This is a genomic window from Methylocystis sp. Se48 (assembly GCF_056269425.1).
In genome coordinates, this window is the sequence record NZ_CM149850.1 from 55,347 (window position 1) to 75,500 (window position 20,154).

Genomic DNA, 20,154 nt, shown 5'->3' on the forward strand with positions numbered 1-20,154 from the left:
GCTGCGCATGATCCGCGTCTCGGCGGGCGCGCCGGAGCCGCTCGGCGTCACGCTCGACGAAACGGGCGCCAATGTCGCGGTCTATTCCGCTCATGCGGATGAAATCCACCTATGCCTATTCGACGTGGAAGGCGCCGAAACCGCGCGCATCCGTCTTCCCGCGCGCAGCGGAAACGTGTTTCACGGTCGCGTCGAGGGCGTGCGGGAAGGCCAGCGCTACGGCTTTCGCGCCTATGGCCCGAACGCCCCGCAGGACGGCCATCGCTTCAATGGCGCGAAGCTGCTCGTCGATCCCTGCGCGCTCGCGCTCGACCGCCCGCTCTCCTTGCACAAGAGCATGTTCGCGCATGGCGAGAACGAACACGAAGACAGCGCGCCTTTCGTCGCGAAATGCGTGATGACGCGCCCACAAGCGGCGGCGCCGTCGCGACCCTGTCATGCCTGGGGCGAGACGATCGTCTACGAACTGCACGTCAAGGGCTTCACCGCCGCGCATCCCGACATTCCGGAGGAATTGCGCGGAACCTTCGCCGGCCTAGCGCATGACGCGTCCATCGCGCATTTCAGGAAAATCGGCGTCACGGCGCTGGAGCTTCTGCCCTGCGCGGCCTGGATCGACGAACGGCATCTGCCGGCTTTGGGACTGTCGAATTACTGGGGCTACAACCCCATCGCCATGATGGCGCCCGATCCGCGCCTCGCGCCCGGCGGCTGGCGCGAAATCCGCGATTGCGTCGCGGCGCTGCATGAAGCGGGGCTCGAAGTCATTCTCGACGTCGTCTTCAATCACACCGGCGAGAGCGACGAATGGGGACCGACGGCGTCGCTGCGCGGTCTCGACAACGCGAGTTACTATCGCCTTCAGGAAGACCGCGCGCGTTACGTGAACGACGCGGGCTGCGGCAATTGTCTCGCCTTCGATCGCGCGCCCGTCGTGCGCCTCGCCATGGACGCGCTGCGCGCCTTCGCGATCTATGGCGGCGTCGACGGATTCCGTTTCGATCTCGCGACGACGCTCGCGCGCGCGCCGTCGGGTTTCGACGCGAACGCGCCATTCCTCGCGGCGCTGCTGCAAGACCCTGTCCTGCGCGAACTGAAGCTCATCGCCGAACCCTGGGATATCGGCCAGGGCGGCTATCGGCTCGGGGGCTTTCCATGGCCTTTCGCGGAATGGAACGACCGTTATCGCGACGCGGCGCGCCGCTTTTGGCGTGGCGACGCGGCGGGCGTCGCGGAACTTGCGACGCGCGTCGCCGGGTCGCAGGATTTTTTCGCGCGCCGTAGCCCTTCCCGCAGCATAAATTTCATCACGTCCCACGACGGCTTCACGTTGCGCGATCTCGTTTCCTATGCGCGCAAGCGCAACGAGGCGAATGGCGAGGACAATCGCGACGGAACGAACGACAATCTTTCCTGGAACAATGGCGCGGAAGGCGAGACGGAGGACTCCGCGATCCGCGCCGTCCGCGCGCAAGACCAGCGCAATCTTCTCGCGACGCTGATCTTCTCGCGCGGCACGCCCATGCTCGCCATGGGCGCGGAGCTCGGCCACACGCAGAAGGGCAACAACAACGCCTACGCGCAGGACAATGAAACGAGCTGGCTCGACTGGGCGCGCGCGGACCGCGATCTGATCGAAACGGCGGCGCGGCTCGTCGCCTTGCGCAAGGCGCATCCGGCGCTCCGCGACGACCGTTTTCTCGACGGCGGGACGTCCGACGCGACATCGCCGCGCGACGTCGACTGGCTGAGAGCCGATGGCGCGCCCATGCGCGAGGAGGACTGGCGCGACATGACGGCGACGACTCTGATCGCCGCGCTCCATGCGCAAGACGATCGCGTTCTCGTCATTCTCCATCGCGGCTCCGAGCCTCTCGACGTAACGCCGCCCGGAGCGCGCGAGGGATATGAATGGCGCGTCGCCTTCGATTCGTCGCAAGTCGCTGCGAGCGGCTCAGTCGGCGACGCGATCGGCGTTCCCGCGCGGGCTGTTCTCCTGCTTGTCGAAGAAAAGAACCCCGCGCGGCGCGCGTCGCATGGCGTCGACGACGCGCTGCTCGCTCGGCTCTCGGAAGCTGGCGGCGTGTCGACCCGCTGGCATGACGTCGAAGGCGTCGCGCACGACGTCCCGCGCGAGACGCTCCTCGCGCTGCTCGGACGTTTGGGCCTGCCGGCGCGAACGCGCGCCGAGGCGCAAGACAGCCTCGCGCGTCTCGCGGGGACGCGCGACCGCCGGACGCTGCCGCAGCATCTCGTCGCGCGCGCGGGCGAAGCAGGCATGCTGCGCATCTTCGCAGCCGACGGCTGCGCGCCCGCGCGGTTGATCCTCTCAGACGAAGACGGACGCGACGCGGCGATCGTCCTGTCCAATTTGGTCCCCGCCGCATGGCGCGGCGCGGACGGGCGCGACTGCCGCGGCTATCGCGCGCGGCTCCCGGCGCTCCCAGCCGGGCGGTTCCGGCTGCGAACGGAAAAAGGCGATGCGGTCTGCCGTCTTCTCGTGTCGCCGGGCGCGTGCCATTCGCCAGAGCCCGAGACGCGGGCCTTCGGTCTTTCGGCGCAGCTCTATTCCCTTCGCCGGGACGGCGATCAGGGGATCGGCGATTTCACGACGCTCGCACGGCTCGGCGTTGCAAGCGCAGAAGCCGGGGCGGCGCTCGTCGCGATCAATCCGCTTCATGCGCTCTTCCCGCTCGATCGTTCGCGCGCGAGCCCCTATTATCCCTCGGACCGGCGCTTTCTCGACCCGATTTACGCCGATCTCGCCGTTCTTCCCGGCGCCGGCTTCGACGAGGCGGCCGCGCGCGCGCTGTCGGCGGCGAAAGCGGTCGACTATCCGTCCGTCCATGCGCTCAAACGGCGCGCTTTCGAAACCGCCTTCGCAGCCTTCGACGCGCTCGCGCGAGAACGGCCCGACGCGGCGCCGGTCGCCGATTTCACGCAATTCGTCGCGGAAGGCGGGGCCGCGCTGACCCGCTTCGCGCTGTTCGAAGCAATCGGCGAGACGCGGGGCGGCGAGACCTGGCGCAACTGGCCGGCGGACCTGCGGGACGCGCGGCCCGAGGCGCTCGCGGCCTTCGCGCGCCAGAATGCGTCGCGGCTGCGCTTCCATTGTTTCCTGCAATGGGTCGCGGACCGGCAGCTGGCGGGCGCGGCGTCGGCCGCGCGACGGGCGGGCTTGTCGCAGGGTTTTTGCCGCGACCTCGCCGTGGGCGCGGCGCCGGACGGGGCGGAAAGCTGGAGCAAGGCGACGCGCCTCGTCGAGGGGTTTTCGATCGGCGCGCCGCCTGATCCCTTCAGCCGCGACGGCCAGAACTGGGGCCTGCCCGCGCCCGATCCGCTCGCGGTCGAGGCGGACGGCGGCGCCGATTTCGGCGAGCTGCTGCGCGCCAACATGCGTCACGCCGGCGCGCTGCGCATCGATCACGTCATGGGGCTCGCGCGCCTCTTTCTCGCGCCCGAGGGCGAGAAGGCGCGCATGGGCGCCTATGTGTCCTATCCGCTCGACGCGCTGCTGGCGCAACTCGCGATCGAGAGCCGGCGCGCGCAGTGCCTCGTCGTCGGCGAAGATCTCGGCACGCTGCCCTGGGGCTTTCGCGAGAAGCTCGACGACGCCAATGTGCTCAGTTATCGCGTCGTCTGGTTCGAGCGCGCGGGGGCGGACTTCCTTCCCCCGTCGCGCTATCCGGCGAAGGCGATGGCCTGCGTCTCGACGCATGATCTCCCGACGCTCGAAGGCTGGTGGGGCGGCGCCGACATAGACGAAAAGGAAGCGCTCGGGCTTCTCGATCGCGACAGCGCCGCCGCCGGGCGCAGCGCGCGCGAGGCTGACAAGCGCGCGCTCCTCGACGCCCTGCGCGCCGAAGACCTCGCCGGCGCGCTGGCGGCGGACGCGCCCTTCCACGACGCCCTGGCCCGGGCGCTGCACGCTTTCGCGGCGCGCGCGCCATCGCTCTTCGCCGTCGCGCAGCTCGACGACCTCGCGGGGGAGCGGACCGCGGTCAATCTTCCTGGCACCGACCGCGAACGGCCCAACTGGCGCCGCAAGCTGGATCCATCCGTCGACGCCCTTTTCGCGACGCCCCGCGCGGCGGCGATCGTCTCCGGCCTTCGCCGCATTCTGGTCCAGATTGCGGCGGCATAGTCCGCGGCGGTCCATAAACGCGCAGGCGCGCATGACAGTCTCGGGCGAGCGCAATCGAACTGGCGACGGGCGGCGACGCGCCGTCGGCGCGGCGCTGCTGGCCGCCGCCTTCGCCGCCCGCGCGCAAGCCGAACCCGCGCCCTCGTCCGTCGATCTCGACGCGCGGCGTCTCGAACTGCGCGGCGTCGAGGATACGATGAGCGCCGCGCAGGAACGCGCCCGCAAGCTCGAGCAGGAGGCGGCCGCCCACGCCGCCGTGCGCGAAAACCTCAACAGGACGCTGCTGGATGCGACCCGCAAGCTCCAGGATACGGAAGAAACCGCCGCGCGGATCGAGGAACGGATCGAGACGCTCGGCGAGCGCGAGCGCGGCGTCGTCGCCTCTCTCGAGGGCCGGCGGGAGCTGATCGTGGAGGTGCTGATGATCTTGCAGCGCATGGGCAGGCGCCCGCCGCCTGCGCTGCTCGCCCGCCCGCAGGATATTCTCGACGCGGTGCGCGCCTCGCTTGCGCTGGGCGACGTGCTGCCCCAGATGCGGGCGGAGGCGCAGGCTCTGCAAAGCGACCTCGCCGAACTGGTGCGGCTGCGCGAAGACGCGCGACGGGAACAGGAGCGCCTCTCGAAGGAAAAAACCGCGCTTGCCGAACAGCGCGAGCGGCTCGGCGTTCTCATCGCGAACCGGCAGGAGGCGCAGGCCGCGGCCGAGACGGCGATGCAGGCCGAAGCCGAACGCGCCCAGAAACTCGCCCGGCAGGCGACGAGCCTGAAAGATCTCATCAGCCGCATGGAGGCCGAGAGCGAGGCCGCCCGCAACGCCGCCGACGCCGCCCGCAAGGCGGAGGAGGCGCGCGCCGCCGCGCAGGCGAAGCTCTCCGAGGAACAGCGCCGCAAGGCTCTCGCCGCCCCGTTCAGGGACGCGGCGCGCCTCGCCCCGGCGGCCGCCTTCGCGGATCTCAAAGGAAAGCTGCCCTTTCCCGTCGCGGGGGGCGTGATCAAGCGCTTCGGCGCGCCGGACGGCTATGGCGGCAAGGAGAAGGGCCTGTCCATCAGCGCGCGCGAAAATGGCGTCGTCGTCGCCCCCTGCGACGGTTGGATCGCCTTTTCAGGCCCTTATCGCACTTATGGTCAACTCTTGATCATCAATGCCGGCGGCGGCTATTATGTCGTCTTGGCCGGCATGAGTCGCACCAATGTGAACGTCGGACAATTCGTCCTGGCGGGTGAGCCGGTCGCCAGCATGGGAGACGGAGCCGTAAAGACGGCGGCGACCATCGCGATCGGCGCGAAGCAACCCATTTTGTATGTCGAGTTCCGCAAGGACGGAACTTCGATCGACTCGAGCCCATGGTGGGCGAAGTCAGACAGTCGGAAGGTCGGCGGATGATTCGCAAAACTGCTCTACTTGCTACCGGAATCGCCATCGGCGCCGGATGCGCGACGCTTGGACAGCAGGCCCGCGCGCTCATCGGCTCGCCAGCGGCGGCCGCCACCGCCGACACTTACAAGTATCTTAGCCTTTTCGGGGATGTGTTCGACAAGGTCCGCGCCGACTACGTCGAAAAGCCGGACGAGCAGAAGCTCGTCGAAAACGCCATCAACGGCATGCTCACCTCGCTCGATCCGCATTCGAGCTACCTCGACGCCAAGGGCTTCAAGGACATGCGGACCCAGACCGAGGGCAAGTTCGGCGGTCTGGGCATCGAAGTTACGCAGGAAGACGGCCTCGTGAAGGTGGTGACGCCGATCGACGACACCCCCGCCTCCCGCGCGGGCATCATGTCGGGCGACCTCATTGGCGCCATCGACGACGAGAGCGTGCAGGGCATGACGCTCAACCAGGCCGTCGACAAGATGCGCGGCCAGATCAACACGCCCGTCAGACTCACCATCTACCGCGGCAAGGACAAGGAAAAGATCGAGGTCAAGCTGACCCGCGCCGAGATCCACATCAAGTCGGTGCGCTCGCGCGTGCAGGACGGCGACATCGCCTACGTCCGCATCTCGCAATTCAATGAGGAGACGGCGGAAGGCCTGCGCAACGCGATGGCGAAGGCGCAGCAGGAGATTCCGGCGGACAAGTTCAAGGGCTACATCATCGACCTGCGCAACAATCCGGGCGGCTTGCTCGACCAGTCGATCCAGGTGGTGAACGCCTTCATCGACAAGGGCGAAATCGTCTCGACGCGCGGCCGCAACGCCGACGAGACGCAGCGCTACAACGCGCGCCCGGGCGATCTCTCCAAGGGCAAGCCGGTCGTCGTGCTCATCAACGGCGGCTCCGCCTCGGCCTCCGAGATCGTCGCCGGCGCGCTGCAGGACCACAAGCGCGCGACGCTGATCGGCACGCGCTCCTTCGGCAAGGGCTCGGTGCAGACCATCATCCCGCTCGGCGGATCCAACGGCGCGCTGCGGCTCACCACGGCGCGCTACTATACGCCGTCGGGTCGCTCGATCCAGGCCAAGGGCATCGACCCCGACATCGTCATCCTTCAGGACGTGCCGGACGAGCTGAAGGGCAAAGACGACACCAAGGGCGAGGCCTCGCTCAAGGGCCACCTCAAGAACGGCGAGGACGAAAAGAGCGGCTCGCAGGCCTATGTCCCGCCGGACGAGAAGAAGGACAAGCAGCTCATCGCCGCCGTCGAGCTGCTGCACGGCAAGTCCAAGGCGCAGATCATGGCCGAGCAGACCAAGGAAGTCGCCAAGGACTCGACAAAGGCCCCGACCAAGGCCAATTAGTGGGCGGGGCGGACAAGGCTCCTGATAAGCGGGCGCCGCTCGACACAGCGGCGTCCGTTTTCGTTCAGCTTCCGGGCCGGATCAGATGCCGAACATTCTCGACTACGCCAATCCGACGCGCTTTCTCAATTTCGCGCGCATCGTCCTGCCCTGGCTCTCGGGCCTCACGCTCGTTCTGCTCACGATCGGGCTTTATGGCGCCTTCGCCGCTCCGCCGGATTATCAGCAGGGCGAGACCGTGCGGATCATGTACATCCACGTGCCCTCGGCCTGGCTCGCGATCTTCGCTTACGTCGTGATGACCTCGGCTTCGCTCGGCGTGCTGGTCTGGAAACATCCGCTCGCGGACGCCGCGCAAAAGACCGCCGCGACGCTCGGCGCCGCCTTCACCTTCGTCTGCCTCGTCACGGGCTCGCTGTGGGGCAAGCCCATGTGGGGAGCCTATTGGGTGTGGGACGCGCGGCTCACCTCCATGCTGGTGCTGTTCCTTCTTTATCTCGGCCTCATCGCGGTCCGGCAGACGATGGACGACACGCCGCGCGGCGCCCGCGTCGCCTCGATCATGACTCTCGTGGGCGCGATCGACATTCCAATCATCAAATATTCGGTCGACTGGTGGAACACGCTGCATCAGCCGGCTTCCGTCTTCCGCATCGGCGGGCCGACGATCTCGGGCTCCATGCTCTGGCCGCTGCTCGTGATGGCGCTCGCCGCGACGCTGCTCTTCCTCACCCTGCATTTCATGGCGATCCGTAACGAGATCCTTAGACGGCGTCTCGCGCGCCTCTCGCTGCAGGCGTTGCAGGAAGCCGCGCGCGACGAGGGAGTCGAAACCCCGACGCTGGAGGCCGCGCAATGAGCGAACATGCGTCTTTCGTGGCGCTCGCCTATGCGATCGCCTTTCTCACGATCGGCGGGGTCGCCGCCCGCATCCTTCTCGACCATCGCCGCCTGAAGGCGGAGCTTGCCCGCTTCGCCGCCAAGGGACAAAGCGACGAGGGAGGCGCGGCGTGAGCGAGCCCGTTGCCGCGCCGGGGCGCTCGCCGCTGCGTTTCCTGCCGCTCGTCCTGTTCGCGCTGCTCGCCGCGCTGTTTCTCGTCCGCCTCTTCTCGGGCGACGCGTCGCGCATTCCCTCCGCGCTGATCGGCAAGCCCGCGCCAGATTTCGAACTCCCGGCGCTCGCCGGCCTAGAGAATACGCCGGGCTTTTCGACCGGCGACCTTCGCAACGGCCATGTCAGCGTCGTGAACATTTTCGCGAGCTGGTGCGCGCCCTGCCGGCAGGAGCACCCTGTGCTGATGGCGCTCGCCAAGGACGAGACGCTGAAGGCCAAGGGCGTGGAAATCTATGGCCTCTCCTACAAAGACGAAGCCGCCAATGCGCTCGGCTTTCTCCAGGAAGAAGGAAATCCCTTCCGGCGCGTTGGAGTCGACCCGGCGGGCCGTACGGCCATCGATTTCGGCGTCTATGGCGTGCCCGAAACTTTCGTAATCAAGGGCGACGGGACGATCGCCTATAAGTTCATCGGCCCGCTGACGCCGTCGAGCGTCGCCACAACGCTCGCGCCCGAGATCGAAAAGGCGATGTCGGCCCCGGGGGACGCCGCCAAAAAATAGTCGGGGGACAGCGGCTTTTTTGTCAAAGCCATCCCGTCGGATCGTCGATAGGGCGTCCGTCTATGGCGCGGATCAGTCCGCGGATGATCCGGAACAGGCTCCACAAGCCCAGCGCGATCAGCGTCATGACGCCGATGCCGACGACCGACAGGGGTATGGAGAGCGCCACGCCGATCAGCGTAATCCAGAAGGTGCGGATGGCGGACGTTGCATGCGACTCGTAAGGAGTGCCCGCCAGATCGTCACGCTTCACGTAAGCAATGATCACGCCGACTATTTCGGTGAAGGCGAGCGAGAAGACGGACGCCAGGAAAAGCGCCCAGATAATGATCGCCCAGGTTTTCGGGCTCGCGCTGGACGAGTCGGTCAGGCTCATTGAACAAACTCCCAAGCCGTTCGCTCCGCGCGTCGCCACTGACCGAGGCCGTGACGCTCGATTATATCCATTAACCTAATTTCGGAAACGGCAAAGTGAAGCGGCGGAATCGCGGCTGGCTGCGCGATAGGCGGCTCCTCGCCGATTTTTCCGCCCGCGAGGGGCGGCGTCGCGCGCATGTCCGGGGCGCGACAGCAAACAAAAAGCCGGCAACGAAACGAGCCGTCAGCCGCGGGGCGGCAATCGGCCGCTCTCTCGATAGGACTTCATGCCCTTCTGAAACTCGACGCCCACGAAGCTCTGTCGGCGCCACACCACATGCGCGGCGTGCTTGGCCGCGCCGACGTGCAGCACGAAATCGTCAGGCAGCGGGACCTGGCTTTCGAGCTTCGCGCCCGTGCTCGAAATGTCGATGATGCGGCAGGGGATCGCGGGATCCATTCCGCCCGGATCCGCCCAGGTCTCCGCGTAGGATTTCAGACGGGCGGCCTCCCGCCTGTCTTCGGCCGAAGGGATCTTGTTGGCGGTTCTCTGGAGAAAGGGAGCGGACATGGTCGTCTCGGCGAAGCGCCGGATTTCGGCGCATTTGCAGCCTAGTCCGACACAGGTTGACGATTTCTCACCGCGAATCGGAAAAAACGACATTCTCCCTTCGCCTTAAGCCGCCCTGAGGAACAACCCGACCGTCAGCGCCGCGCCAATCGCGATGATGAAGATGCGCAGAATTCTCTCGTCGATATGGTGAATGAGATGCGCGCCGGCGACCCCCCCGACCGTCGCGCCCACGGCCGTGACAAGCGCCTGCGGCCAGTGCAGATCGGGCGAGAAGAGAAAGATCGCGACGGCCGAGGCGTTCATCACGCCGGCGAGCACGTTTTTCGTCGCGCTCGCGATGCGGACCGCCTGCCCGGCCATCGTCAGCGCCGCGACCATGAGAAACCCCACGCCGCCGCCGAAATAACCGCCATAGACGGCGATGAGAAACTGCGCGAATCCCGCGCCGCCGGGCGAGAGATGGCCATGCGTCTCGCCGGGCTTGCGGAGGAAGCTGCCCCACGCGAAGAGACCCGTCGCAAAGAGCACGAGCCAGGGAACCAGCCGGGCGAAGACGCCGCGCGGCGTTTCGAGCAGGATGACGGCGCCGATCGCCCCGCCGACGATGCTGATGACGAAAAGTCCGCGCAGGCTCATCGAACCGACGCCCGCCGCGAGGCGGCGGCCGGTCCATCCCGTCGCGAGCTGGGCGGGAAACAGCGCGACGCAGGAGGTGATGTTCGCGGCGAGCGCGTCCATGCCGGTGAACATCAACGTCGGCAGGATGAGAAAGGAGCCGCCGCCGGCAAGCGCGTTCTGGGCGCCCGCCCACAGGGAGACGGCGAACAGGAGAAGATAGGCCATGCGCGCCTATGTCAGGTCGCGAACCTCTGCGCAAGCGTCAGGTTCGACCCGCGGCGCGGATCGACAGCCCGTCGGCGATCAGGCGAACCAGCGCCTCGAGCTGCGCGTCCAGCGCTTCGGGCGGCGTCGCGGCGATTTTTTCCTCGAGGCCGAGCGCGACGACGCCGTGAACGGCCGAAAACAGCGTGCGAGCGAGGCGCGCGCGCTCCTCGGCCCTTTCGTTCGGCAAAAGCTCGGCGAGCGGCGCCTCGAGGCGGCGAAAGAGCGCGTTGCGAACCTCCGCATACCAGTCCGGCACCGCCCCGCCCGTCGAGAGACGGTGCTCGAACAGCGCCCGCCAGCTCGGCTCTTCGCGGCGCGCGAACTCGAGATAGGCGCGCGCGAGAGCGAGCAGCGCTTCCGAGGGCGCCGCGCCTCGCAGAGCCGCGTCGAGGGACTGCGCCAGCCGTTCCAGCGTCGAGAGATTGACGCGCAGGATCAGCTCGTCCAGATCGTCGAAAGCCGTGTAGATCGCCCCCAGGGCGCATCCGGCCTCCGCGGCGAGGTCGCGGGCCTTCAGGCCCGTGAGGCCCTTCCCAGCGATGGTGCGGCCCGCCACGTCCAGCAGACGCTCCCGCAATCGCACCCGGCGCTGCGCGCCGGCTTCCGTTCTCGTCTCGCTCACGGCGATCCCCTGTTTCGCGCGTCCCAAGTTCCGCGCGACGACGGGGCCGCGGCGCAGACGACGGACTGTCTCTGTCGATCAAACCGCCGGGCCGGCCGACTGTTCCAAGTCGGGGTCGGTAAACCATGATTCGGAACGGCGTTCAATAATTGTATTGAACAAAGTTCAGTCCTGCGGTAAGCAGCCATTGTGAACTGTGTTCACTATTGGAGGCTCTTATGTTCAAGACCGTCGTCACCCTTCTGCGCGGACGCGCTTACGAGGCGGAGGAACGCCTCGCGGATCGCCACGCGCTGTCGCTTCTCGATCAGCAGATGCGCGACGCGGCGTTCGCCGTCGACCGCGCCAAAAAGGCGCTTGCGATCGCCATCGCCCAGGACAGGGCCGAGGCTCAAAAGCTCGCCGCCGCCCGCAGTCGGATCGCGGAACTCGAAGCCCGCGCGGTCGAGGCGCTCAGGGCCGGACGCGACGATCTGGCGCAGAAGGCCGCCGAGACCATCGCCGCCCTGGAAGGCGACGCGCAGGCGGCCGAGAAGGCCTGCGCTATTTTCGCGGCTGAAATCGCCAAGCTCGAGCGGCATGTCCAAAGTCAGACCGCGAGGCTCGCGGAACTCGAACGCGGCCGGCGCATCGCCCGCGCGGCGCACGCGGTGCGCGTCGCCCGGCGCGGCCGGCTGGAGGAAGCGCCCTGTCATCAGTCGACGCTGTCCGAAGCCGAGGCGACGCTCGCCCGGCTGCGCGAACGGCAGACGGAAGCCTGCGCGGCCGAGGCGGCGCTCGACGCGCTCGAGGCCGAGCCATGCGCCGAAAATCTCAACGAGACGCTCGCCGATGCGGGTTTCGGCCCGCCGGTCAAGCCGCGCCCCGCCGACGTCCTCGCCCGCCTGAAGGAAAAGGCCGGCGCCTCTTCGTGACCGTCCGGAAATCTCCAACCCCGCCAGAAAGGAAGTAACGGAAATGTCCGCTCAAGCCATCAAACACTCATCCGCCTTCGTCTCCTTCTCGTACATCGCCTTCGGCCTGTCGCTACTGATGCTCTTCGGCGGCATATTCCTCATGCCGATCGACTACTGGATGAAGGGCTTTCTCGCCATGGGGGTGGTGATGCTGGTGCAGTCTTGCATCGTGCTCGCCAAGACGGTCCGCGATAATGTCGAGGCGGAAAAGCTCCTCAACCGCATCGAGGACGCGAAAACCGAGCGCCTCCTCATGGACGTCTCGAAAGCCGCGTAACGCAGCGCCCCTATTTTCCCGCATCGGCCGGCGTCTTGACCGATCCTTAATCAGCGTCGATCAATTGTCGACGGCCCAGCATTTCGGACCATTGTCATGTCGCAGTCGCTTCTGGCCACGCGCCGCTTCGCGCCCCTGTTCTGGCGTCAGTTCTTCGCGGCCTTCAACGACAATTTCCTCAAAAACTCGCTCGTCCTGCTCATTCTCGCGCAGATCGGCGGCGAGACGGGCGCCTCGCTCGTAACGCTCGCAGGCGCGGTGTTCATCGCGCCTTTCTTCCTGCTCTCGGGAATTGCGGGCGAGATGGCGGACAAATTCGACAAGGCGGCGATCGCGCGCCGTCTGAGCCTCGCGGAAATCGGCGTCGCCGCCCTCTCCGCGGCGGGCTTCTATTTCTCCGACGTGCCCACGCTATTCGCAGCGCTCTTTCTCTTCGGCGTCACCGGGGCGCTCTTCGGACCAGTGAAATACGGCATCCTGCCCGATCATCTGACGCGCGAGGAACTGCCGGCCGGAAACGCCCTCGTTGAAAGCGCGACCTTCGTCGCCATTCTCGCAGGCACCATCGCGGGCGGCTTGGCCATGCAGGAGCATGGCGACCATTTCGGGGCGCTCGCCTTCGCGGGCGGGGTCATGGCCACAGCGCTCGCGAGCTACGCCGCCGCCTGGCTCATCCCTTCGACGGCGCGCGCCGCGCCGGCTCTGAAGATCGACGCCAACATCTTCCGATCGACATTCAAGCTGCTGAGGGCGTTGCGCGCCGAACCGGCGCTACGCCGGCTGACGACGGTCACGAGCCTTTTCTGGCTCTACGGCTCCATCGCCATGTCGCTGATGCCGCCGCTCGTCACCCATTCGCTTCATGGCGCCGAGAGCGTCGTGACGCTCCACCTTGCGATTTTCGCCGTCGCCATCGGCGTCGGCTCCGGCCTCGCGGCCTTTCTGCTCAAGGGCCGCATCGTTCTGCTGCCCGCCGCGATCGGCGCCGCGATCATCGCCCTCGCCTCCGCCGATCTCGGCATAGCGGAACTCTTTCGCGGGGCGGGGCCCGCCGCGGCCGAGCTCGACGTCGCGGCCTATTTCGAACAGCCCGGCGCGCTGCGCGTCTCGATCGACCTCGCGCTGCTCGCGCTCGCTGGCGGCCTGATGATCGTCCCGGCCTTCGCCGCCATACAGGCGCAGAGCCCCGCCGAACAGCGCGCTCGCATGATCGCGGCGGTCAATGTCCACAACGCCGCGTTCATGGCGCTCGGCGGGCTGGGCGTCGCCCTGCTGCAAAGCAAGGGCGCAACGCTGGCGCAGCTCTTCCTCGGCATGGGCGCCGTCGCCTTTCTTTCCGCCGTCTGGATTCGCAAGGCGGTCGTCACGAATCCGCTGCTCGATCTCGTCTCGATCTTCTTTCGCGCCTTCTACCGGCTGGAGACGAAGGGAATCGAGAATTTCGACAAGGCTGGCCCGAATCCGATCGTCGCGCTCAACCATGTGAGCTTCCTCGACGCGGCGGCGATTCTCTCCGTCCTTCCGAGGGAGCCCGTTTTCGCCATCGACGTGGGCATTTCGCAACGCTGGTGGGTGAAGCCCTTCCTGAAGGTCACGCGCGCCATTCCGCTCGATCCCTCGAAGCCGCTCGGCACGCGCACGCTGGTCAACGCCGTGAAGGCGGGCGATCCGCTGGTGATTTTTCCCGAAGGGCGCCTCACCGTCACCGGCAGCCTGATGAAAGTCTATGACGGCGCCGGCCTCATCGCCGAGAAATCGGGCGCGATGGTCGTGCCGGTGAAGATCGACGGCCCCGAGGCCACCATCTTCTCGCGCCTCACGCGCGAACAGGCGCGCCGTCGCTGGTTCCCCAAATTCACGCTCACGGTGCAGGAGCCCGTGCGCCTCACGGTCGACGAGGAGCTGAAAGGCAAGGCGCGGCGCATGGCGGCCGGCGCGGCGCTTTATCAGATCATGTCGGACCTCGTCTTCCGCACGACGAAGACCGACGAGACGATTTTCGAGGCGACGGTGCGCGCGGCGGACAAACATGGCTTTTCGCGCGTCGCGCTGGAAGACCCGCTCACCGGCAAGCTCGCCTACCGCAGGATTCTCATTGGCGCGCGCGCGCTCGGCGAAAAAATCGCGAAGATCGGCGCGCCTGGCGACGCCGTCGGCGTCATGCTGCCCAACGCCAACGCCGCGGGCGTGGCCTTCCTCGCCGTCACGTCGGCGGGCCGCGTTCCGGCGATGATCAATTTCACCGCCGGGGCGACGAATATTCTCTCGGGCTGCGAAGCGGCGAAGGTCCAGACCATACTGACCTCGCGCGCCTTCATCGAGAAAGGCAAGCTCGACAAGCTCGCGGAGGCTTTGGAACAGAAGACGACGCTCGTCTATCTCGAAGACATGCGCGCGAGCGTCACGCTCCTCGACAAGCTGCGGGCCATGCTGACGTTCAAGAAGCCGGTCGCGGCGCGCGGGCCCGACGACATGGCGGTGGTGCTGTTCACCTCCGGCTCCGAAGGCGCGCCGAAGGGCGTCGCGCTCTCCCACCGCAACATGCTGGCGAACGCCGCGCAGGCGGCGGCGCGCATCGACTTCGGCCGGCAGGACAAGGTCTTCAACGTGCTGCCGGTGTTCCATTGCTTCGGGCTGACGATCGGCTTCATGCTGCCGCTCATCTCCGGCGTGCCGGTCTATTTCTACCCCTCGCCGCTGCACTACCGCATCGTCCCGGAGCTGATCTATGGCGTGAACGCGACCATCTTCTTTGGCACCGACACTTTCCTCGCAGGCTATGCGCGCAGCGCGCATCCCTACGACTTCCGTTCGATTCGCTATGTCGTCGCGGGCGCGGAGCCCGTGAAACAGTCGACGCGCGACGTCTGGTGCGAAAAATTCGGCATCCGCATTCTCGAAGGCTATGGCGTCACGGAGACGGCGCCGGTGCTCGCGCTCAATACGCCGATGTTCAACAAATTCGGCACGGTCGGCCGCCTGATGCCGGGCGTCGATCACAAGCTCGAACCCGTTCCAGGCGTGGAGGAGGGCGGGCGGCTCCTGGTGCGCGGCCCCAATGTGATGATGGGCTATCTCAGGGCCGACAACCCGGGCGTGCTGCAACCGCCGGAAGACGGCTGGCACGACACGGGCGACATCGTCGCGATCGACGCGCAGGGCTTCGTGACGATCAAGGGCCGGGCCAAGCGCTTCGCCAAGATTGGCGGCGAAATGGTTTCGCTCGCGGCGATCGAGCAGCTCGCCGCGGAACTGTGGCCCAAGGCGCTCTCCGCCGCAGCGACCGAAATCGACCCGCGCAAGGGCGAGCGCATCGTTCTCGTCACCCAGCAGAAGGACGCGACGCGGGCCGACTTCATGGCCTACGCCAAATCGAAAGGCGCCTCGGACCTCGCGATCCCGGCGGAGGTTTTGTATGTCGAGCGCATTCCGCTGCTCGGCTCCGGCAAGCTCGACTTCTCGGGCGTCACGAAGATGGTGCGCGACCGCAACCGCTACATGGGCGGCGGCCCGCGCCTGCCCAACGGCGTGCTCGGGCGGATCGACGGGAGCGCGGCGATCTCGGCGTGACGCCATTGCGACGCACGCGACCTCGGGCGCGCGTCTTCACCCCTGCGCTCCGGCGCGATCCGTCATTGACCAAGGAATCGGATGGTTCTATTCTCTTACGGTTTTTGATCGACGTTTCGTTTTGAATAGGTGTTTTCATGCAATCTATCCGGCTAGCGATGTCGCTGTTTTTTTCTCTCGGAGTCGTGGACGCAGCCTCGGCGCGCAGTTTCCTTCTCACCATCTACAACGATGGATATTCTTGTCCGAGCAATTGCGATGCGCATGTCGTATTTCATCCCTCGGAAAATGGAACTCGCTACGCATTCTCGCCCGAAAGCTCCCGTTCGGCGCCAGGCAAGTGCGAGGCGAATAAGCCCTGTCGCATCTGTTTTTCAGAGAGCGACGCTTCCTGCATGACCGTGACCTATCGGCGGGCCGGCCCCGAGCGGGGCCGGTTCGATTTCACGCCAGCGTTTTACGAAGAGAATTGCGGCAAATCGGACATCCCCCGTCAGTTGGCGGACACATGCAGGTCATTCGAAAGCCGCTACAAGCGCTACACGACGGATCACGTCTATTGCTTGGAGCAACCCGATCATCCTAAATGCCGGAACGTCATCGCAGCGGCAAAGGCGGGTCGCAACGAAGACGAGGCGCTGTGGAGCGAATGCCGAAGCTTGGGGCAGGACGTCTTCAACAAAAAATACTCCGGTGAGCGAAACAAACAACGCTCGGAAGAATGCGCCTACGAGAAATATGGGACCGGCGGCCCAAATCGGCTGGGCCAGCGGTGGCGCCGCTTGAAGCCCGCGGCGTGCTGGCCGGACACCTATGTCGGCCGTGACGGGCTCGATTGCTGTGGTTCGGGCAAAATGGCGCTGGGCGGACTCGGCGGCGAGTGCTCGAAATATCTCGTCGACAAATAGCAGGCCGCCTAGCCGCTCGATCACCCCCAGAACGGCCGCAGCCTCTTCAGCCGCTTCTCGCTCTTGCGCGCGTGCGCCGCGCCCGCCTGCGCCGCATGGGCGAACCAGCCGCGCACGAAGCCGGAGGCGCGTAGAGCGGCGGAGCCCTCGGCGTCGATTTCGTCGAGCAGTGCGTTCGCCATTTCCATGTCGTTGAAGGCGCCGAGCCCGTCCTGCAGCTCGGCAAGCGCCGCCGAATAATCGGCGGCGTCCTCGACGTGCGAAAACAGGCTCTCGAAGAATTCGGCCCCGTAGCGCGCCTTTTTCAGCGCAATGCGCGCCGCGTGCCGCTCTTCGGGCGAGAGTTTCGCGAGCCCCGACGCCCTCTTCAGCACGCGCTTGCGCAGCCGCGTCAGCGCCTTCGCCGCGAAGCCGCGCGCGGAGCCCGCGTCCCGCGCGCCCTCGGCGGCGGTCCAGTCCCGTCTCGCGACGGCCTTTCGCAAATCCTCGACGAAGCTTTTCGTCTGCGAATCGTCGAGCGCCTCGCGCGCGGCCCGATAGGCTGTCGCGCGGCGAAGCTCGACGGCGTCGAGCAGCGCATAAAAACCGGGTTCGTCGGCGAGCGCGGCGCCGGGTCCGTCGGCGATCATCTCGCGGAAGACGTCCCAATCCCGGGCGCCGCCCAGAACGCCCGCGAGCGTTTTCGCACGCTCGCGCGCCGCCTCGAGCGCCGGTCCCGACAATGCCTCGCGAAAAAGCCCGATCGCCGCGCGCAGACGCCGCAGCGCCACCCGCATCTGATGCACGGCCTCCGCGTCGTCGCTCGCGCGAAATGCGGGGAAATTGGCCTCGAAATGATCGAGCGCGGCGGAAAAGACGCAAACCGCGGCGTCCTCCACGGAGTCGCCCTTTAAAAGCGCGACCGGTTTTGCTTTTCGCGCTTTTGAGGGCGCCGGCGGATCGACGCGCCGCAGGACGGCGCTCCCGTTCGCCCCCGCTTTTGAATTCTGGTTCGAAGCTGTCATGACGGCGCCTCTATAGCTTGCGGCCGGAGGCTGACGTCATCCGATTGTCACAATCAAGAGTAGACCGCGCCCGCACTTGATTATCGCGCCCGCCCCTGCTTTATCGCGGCGCAACATCAACCTCGCAGGCAGGAGAACCGCCCATGTCCGTCTGGCCCGTCTATGGCAAAATCACCGGCCCGATCGTGCTGATCGGTTTCGGCTCCATCGGGCGCGGCATCCTGCCCCTGATCGAGCGCCATTTCGAATTCGACAAGGATCGTTTCACGGTCATCGATCCCGTCGATACGCATCGTCGCCTGCTCGACGAACGCGGGATCGCCTTTCTGAAGGAAAAGCTCACCCCTCAGAACTACCGCGAGGTGCTGACGCCGCTGCTCACGAGGGGCGGCGGACAGGGGTTCGTCGTCAATCTTTCGGTCGATGTCTCGTCGCTCGCCATCATGCAGCTCGCGCGCGAGCTCAAATGCCTCTACGTCGACACGGTCGTCGAGCCCTGGCCGGGCTTCTATTTCGACAAGTCGATGGGCAACGAGGCGCGCACCAATTACGCGCTGCGCGAGACGGTTCTCGAAGAGCGCCGCAAAAATCCGGGCGGCTCCACCGCCGTCTCCTGCGTCGGCGCCAATCCGGGCATGGTGTCGTGGTTCGTGAAACAGGCGCTGGTGAATATCGCGAAGGATACGGGCGCCTTCGACAAGGAGCCGGAGACGCGCGCGGAATGGGGCCTGCTCGCGCAGAAGCTCGGCGTTAAGGGAATCCACATCGCCGAGCGCGACACCCAGCGCGCCCGCAACCCAAAGCCGCTCAACGTCTTCGTCAACACATGGTCGGTCGAGGGCTTCGTCTCGGAGGGCATGCAGCCTGCCGAACTCGGCTGGGGCACGCATGAGAAGGCGCTGCCCGACATCGGCCGGACCCACCCGACCGGCTGCGGCGCGGCGATCTATCTGCTTTCGCCCGGCGCCAATACGCGCGTGCGGACCTGGTGCCCGACGCCCGGCGCGCAGTTCGGCTTCCTCGTCACGCACAATGAGTCGATCTCGATCGCGGATTACTTCACTGTGCGCGACGCCGCCGGCAAGGCCGTCTATCGCCCCACCTGCCATTACGCCTATCACCCCGCCAACGACGCCGTGCTGTCGCTCCACGAGATGTTCGGCGCCGCGGGACGGATGCAGCCGGAATGGAAGATTCTAGACGAGCAGGAAATCGTCGACGGAATCGACGAACTCGGCGTGCTCGTCTACGGGCACGCGAAGAACGCCTATTGGTTCGGCTCGCAGCTGTCGATCGAGGAGACGCGCGACCTCGCGCCCTATCAGAACGCGACGGGCTTGCAGGTTTCTTCCGCCGCCCTCGCCGGCATGGTCTGGGCGCTGGAGAATCCGGAGGCCGGCATCGTCGAGGCGGACGAAGTGGACTACAAGCGCTGCCTCGAGGTGCAGCTTCCCTATCTCGGTCCGGTGAAGGGCTATTACACCGACTGGACGCCGCTGACCGACCGCCCCGGCCTCTTCCCCGAGGACATCGACGAGAGCGATCCCTGGCAGTTCCGGAACATTCTCGTGCGCTGAGGCGCGCGGATTCGCAAAGGGATCAAGGCGGCGCCGATGCGCCGCCTCTTTTTTTGCGCGGCGCGCGCTTGCCGCCAGCGCGCCGGCGCACGAAGTTCCGGGCGATCGGCGATGGACGCGAAAACCCGGGAAACGCAGGCGATGATGCGCGTGCTCGTTACAGGCGCGACGGGACGCACCGGCGCCCTCGCGCTGAAAAAGCTGCGCGCCCGGCCCCGCGACTTCGAGGCCCTCGGCTTCGCGCGCGCGCCCGGGAAGGCGATCGAACTCTTCGGGAGCCCGGACGGTTTCTTCTTCGGCGACGTGAGGAAGCCCGAAACGTTCGCGCCCGCGCTCAGGGGCGTCGACGCGCTCGTCATTCTGTCGAGCTCCACCCCGCGCCCGAAGGGCGCCCCGCGGCCGGGCGGCAAGCTGGAATTCGAATTTGCGCCGGGCGGCGCGCCACGGGAGGTCGTCTATCTCGGCGGGACGGCGCTGGTCGAGGCGGCGCGCGCCGCCGGCGTCGGCCATATCGTTCTCGTCGGCTCCATGGGCGGCACGATCGAGGATCACCCGCTCAATCGGCTCGGCTGCGGCGACGTCCTCGTCTGGAAGCGCAGGCTCGAAGCCTTTCTGATCGATTCGGGCGTCGCCTACACGATCCTGCGGCCCGGCGGGCTCGTCGACGCGCCGGGCGGCCGGCGGGAGCTTCTCGTGGGAAAGGACGACGCCTTCATCAAGGCGCCGGTCGAGGGCGTCCCGCGCGCGATCCCCCGCGCCGACGTCGCGGAAGTCGTCGTCCAGGCCCTGCTCTCGCCCAATGCGCGCAACAAGGCTTTCGACCTCATCTCCAAGCCGGAAGAACTGTCCGCCGCGCCGACGACGGATTTCGAGGCCCTGTTCGCAAAAACGACGCCGGGTCTCTGATCGCCCGCTTGCGCGCGCG

Annotated in this window: 17 protein-coding genes; 12 read left to right on the top strand and 5 right to left on the bottom strand. The window is 66.7% G+C overall.

Features of this window, described 5'->3' with window-relative positions:
* Nucleotides 1-7: 7 nt before the first annotated feature.
* The 6 genes from glgX to ACV959_RS00325 all read left to right on the top strand — a co-directional run bounded on the left by glgX (nt 8) and on the right by ACV959_RS00325 (nt 8,499).
* Nucleotides 8-4,144 (top strand): glycogen debranching protein GlgX, encoded by a 4,137-nt coding sequence (gene glgX, locus ACV959_RS00300; protein WP_475737943.1) that lies wholly within the window; start codon nt 8-10, stop codon nt 4,142-4,144.
* A 31-nt stretch (nt 4,145-4,175) separates the two neighbouring features.
* Entirely contained in the window at nt 4,176-5,528 is a 1,353-nt protein-coding gene (locus ACV959_RS00305; protein WP_475737944.1) for a murein hydrolase activator EnvC family protein, read from the top strand.
* On the top strand, nt 5,525-6,883 hold the full coding sequence (locus ACV959_RS00310; RefSeq protein WP_475737945.1) for a S41 family peptidase: 1,359 nt from the start codon (nt 5,525-5,527) through the stop codon (nt 6,881-6,883). The genes ACV959_RS00305 and ACV959_RS00310 overlap by 4 nt, the downstream gene beginning before the upstream one ends.
* 85 nt (nt 6,884-6,968) lie before the next feature.
* Nucleotides 6,969-7,742 carry a heme ABC transporter permease gene (locus ACV959_RS00315; protein ID WP_475737946.1) on the top strand — a complete coding sequence of 258 codons (774 nt, stop codon included), beginning with the start codon at nt 6,969-6,971 and terminating at the stop codon, nt 7,740-7,742.
* Entirely contained in the window at nt 7,739-7,897 is a 159-nt protein-coding gene (gene ccmD / locus ACV959_RS00320; protein WP_475737947.1) for a heme exporter protein CcmD, read from the top strand. Before ACV959_RS00315 ends, ccmD begins: the two co-directional genes overlap by 4 nt.
* Complete coding sequence (locus ACV959_RS00325) at nt 7,894-8,499, top strand: DsbE family thiol:disulfide interchange protein (RefSeq protein ID WP_475737948.1); 606 nt, start codon at nt 7,894-7,896, stop codon at nt 8,497-8,499. The genes ccmD and ACV959_RS00325 overlap by 4 nt, the downstream gene beginning before the upstream one ends.
* Before the next feature lie 22 nt (nt 8,500-8,521).
* Here ACV959_RS00325 and ACV959_RS00330 read toward each other — a convergent pair whose 3' ends face one another.
* The 4 genes from ACV959_RS00330 to ACV959_RS00345 all read right to left on the bottom strand — a co-directional run bounded on the left by ACV959_RS00330 (nt 8,522) and on the right by ACV959_RS00345 (nt 10,937).
* Nucleotides 8,522-8,875: a DUF4870 family protein gene (locus ACV959_RS00330; protein ID WP_475737949.1), complete on the bottom strand. Its 354-nt coding sequence runs from the start codon at nt 8,873-8,875 to the stop codon at nt 8,522-8,524.
* 225 nt (nt 8,876-9,100) lie between these two features.
* Complete coding sequence (locus tag ACV959_RS00335) at nt 9,101-9,427, bottom strand: PilZ domain-containing protein (protein ID WP_475737950.1); 327 nt, start codon at nt 9,425-9,427, stop codon at nt 9,101-9,103.
* A 105-nt stretch (nt 9,428-9,532) separates the two neighbouring features.
* Nucleotides 9,533-10,273, bottom strand: coding sequence for a sulfite exporter TauE/SafE family protein (locus tag ACV959_RS00340; RefSeq protein ID WP_475737951.1), 741 nt, complete (start codon nt 10,271-10,273; stop codon nt 9,533-9,535).
* A 37-nt stretch (nt 10,274-10,310) separates the two neighbouring features.
* Nucleotides 10,311-10,937 carry a TetR/AcrR family transcriptional regulator gene (locus tag ACV959_RS00345; protein WP_475737952.1) on the bottom strand — a complete coding sequence of 209 codons (627 nt, stop codon included), beginning with the start codon at nt 10,935-10,937 and terminating at the stop codon, nt 10,311-10,313.
* A gap of 218 nt (nt 10,938-11,155) precedes the next feature.
* On the opposite strand from ACV959_RS00345, the gene ACV959_RS00350 reads away from it, so the two are divergent.
* The 4 genes from ACV959_RS00350 (at nt 11,156) to ACV959_RS00365 (ending at nt 16,648) form a co-directional block, all read left to right on the top strand.
* Entirely contained in the window at nt 11,156-11,851 is a 696-nt protein-coding gene (locus ACV959_RS00350) for a PspA/IM30 family protein (protein ID WP_475737953.1), read from the top strand.
* Between the two features lie 43 nt (nt 11,852-11,894).
* On the top strand, nt 11,895-12,170 hold the full coding sequence (locus ACV959_RS00355; RefSeq protein ID WP_475737954.1) for a YiaA/YiaB family inner membrane protein: 276 nt from the start codon (nt 11,895-11,897) through the stop codon (nt 12,168-12,170).
* 96 nt (nt 12,171-12,266) lie between these two features.
* Nucleotides 12,267-15,740, top strand: a complete 3,474-nt coding sequence (locus ACV959_RS00360; RefSeq protein ID WP_475737955.1) for an acyl-[ACP]--phospholipid O-acyltransferase — start codon at nt 12,267-12,269, stop codon at nt 15,738-15,740.
* A gap of 395 nt (nt 15,741-16,135) precedes the next feature.
* Nucleotides 16,136-16,648, top strand: a complete 513-nt coding sequence (locus ACV959_RS00365) for a hypothetical protein (protein WP_475737956.1) — start codon at nt 16,136-16,138, stop codon at nt 16,646-16,648.
* A 20-nt stretch (nt 16,649-16,668) separates the two neighbouring features.
* On the opposite strand, the gene ACV959_RS00370 is transcribed toward ACV959_RS00365, so the two are convergent.
* Nucleotides 16,669-17,526, bottom strand: a complete 858-nt coding sequence (locus ACV959_RS00370; RefSeq protein ID WP_475737957.1) for a CHAD domain-containing protein — start codon at nt 17,524-17,526, stop codon at nt 16,669-16,671.
* Nucleotides 17,527-17,795: 269 nt separating this feature from the next.
* Between ACV959_RS00370 and ACV959_RS00375 the strand changes: the two genes are divergently transcribed.
* Complete coding sequence (locus ACV959_RS00375; protein ID WP_475737958.1) at nt 17,796-19,229, top strand: homospermidine synthase; 1,434 nt, start codon at nt 17,796-17,798, stop codon at nt 19,227-19,229.
* Between the two features lie 111 nt (nt 19,230-19,340).
* Entirely contained in the window at nt 19,341-20,135 is a 795-nt protein-coding gene (locus ACV959_RS00380; RefSeq protein WP_475737959.1) for an SDR family oxidoreductase, read from the top strand.
* The last annotated feature ends 19 nt before the right edge of the window (nt 20,136-20,154 follow it).

What these genes read in the sequence shown, in the direction of transcription:
- ACV959_RS00360 (WP_475737955.1), top strand. Translation starts at nt 12,267, where the DNA reads ATGTCGCAGTCGCTTCTGGCCACGCGCCGCTTCGCGCCCCTGTTCTGG.
- ACV959_RS00310 (WP_475737945.1), top strand. Translation starts at nt 5,525, where the DNA reads ATGATTCGCAAAACTGCTCTACTTGCTACCGGAATCGCCATCGGCGCC.
- ACV959_RS00350 (WP_475737953.1), top strand. Translation starts at nt 11,156, where the DNA reads ATGTTCAAGACCGTCGTCACCCTTCTGCGCGGACGCGCTTACGAGGCG.
- ACV959_RS00340 (WP_475737951.1), bottom strand. Translation starts at nt 10,273, where the DNA reads ATGGCCTATCTTCTCCTGTTCGCCGTCTCCCTGTGGGCGGGCGCCCAG.
- ccmD (WP_475737947.1), top strand. Translation starts at nt 7,739, where the DNA reads ATGAGCGAACATGCGTCTTTCGTGGCGCTCGCCTATGCGATCGCCTTT.
- ACV959_RS00305 (WP_475737944.1), top strand. Translation starts at nt 4,176, where the DNA reads ATGACAGTCTCGGGCGAGCGCAATCGAACTGGCGACGGGCGGCGACGC.
- ACV959_RS00315 (WP_475737946.1), top strand. Translation starts at nt 6,969, where the DNA reads ATGCCGAACATTCTCGACTACGCCAATCCGACGCGCTTTCTCAATTTC.
- glgX (WP_475737943.1), top strand. Translation starts at nt 8, where the DNA reads ATGATCCGCGTCTCGGCGGGCGCGCCGGAGCCGCTCGGCGTCACGCTC.
- ACV959_RS00330 (WP_475737949.1), bottom strand. Translation starts at nt 8,875, where the DNA reads ATGAGCCTGACCGACTCGTCCAGCGCGAGCCCGAAAACCTGGGCGATC.
- ACV959_RS00365 (WP_475737956.1), top strand. Translation starts at nt 16,136, where the DNA reads ATGACCGTGACCTATCGGCGGGCCGGCCCCGAGCGGGGCCGGTTCGAT.
- ACV959_RS00335 (WP_475737950.1), bottom strand. Translation starts at nt 9,427, where the DNA reads ATGTCCGCTCCCTTTCTCCAGAGAACCGCCAACAAGATCCCTTCGGCC.
- ACV959_RS00355 (WP_475737954.1), top strand. Translation starts at nt 11,895, where the DNA reads ATGTCCGCTCAAGCCATCAAACACTCATCCGCCTTCGTCTCCTTCTCG.
- ACV959_RS00375 (WP_475737958.1), top strand. Translation starts at nt 17,796, where the DNA reads ATGTCCGTCTGGCCCGTCTATGGCAAAATCACCGGCCCGATCGTGCTG.
- ACV959_RS00380 (WP_475737959.1), top strand. Translation starts at nt 19,341, where the DNA reads ATGGACGCGAAAACCCGGGAAACGCAGGCGATGATGCGCGTGCTCGTT.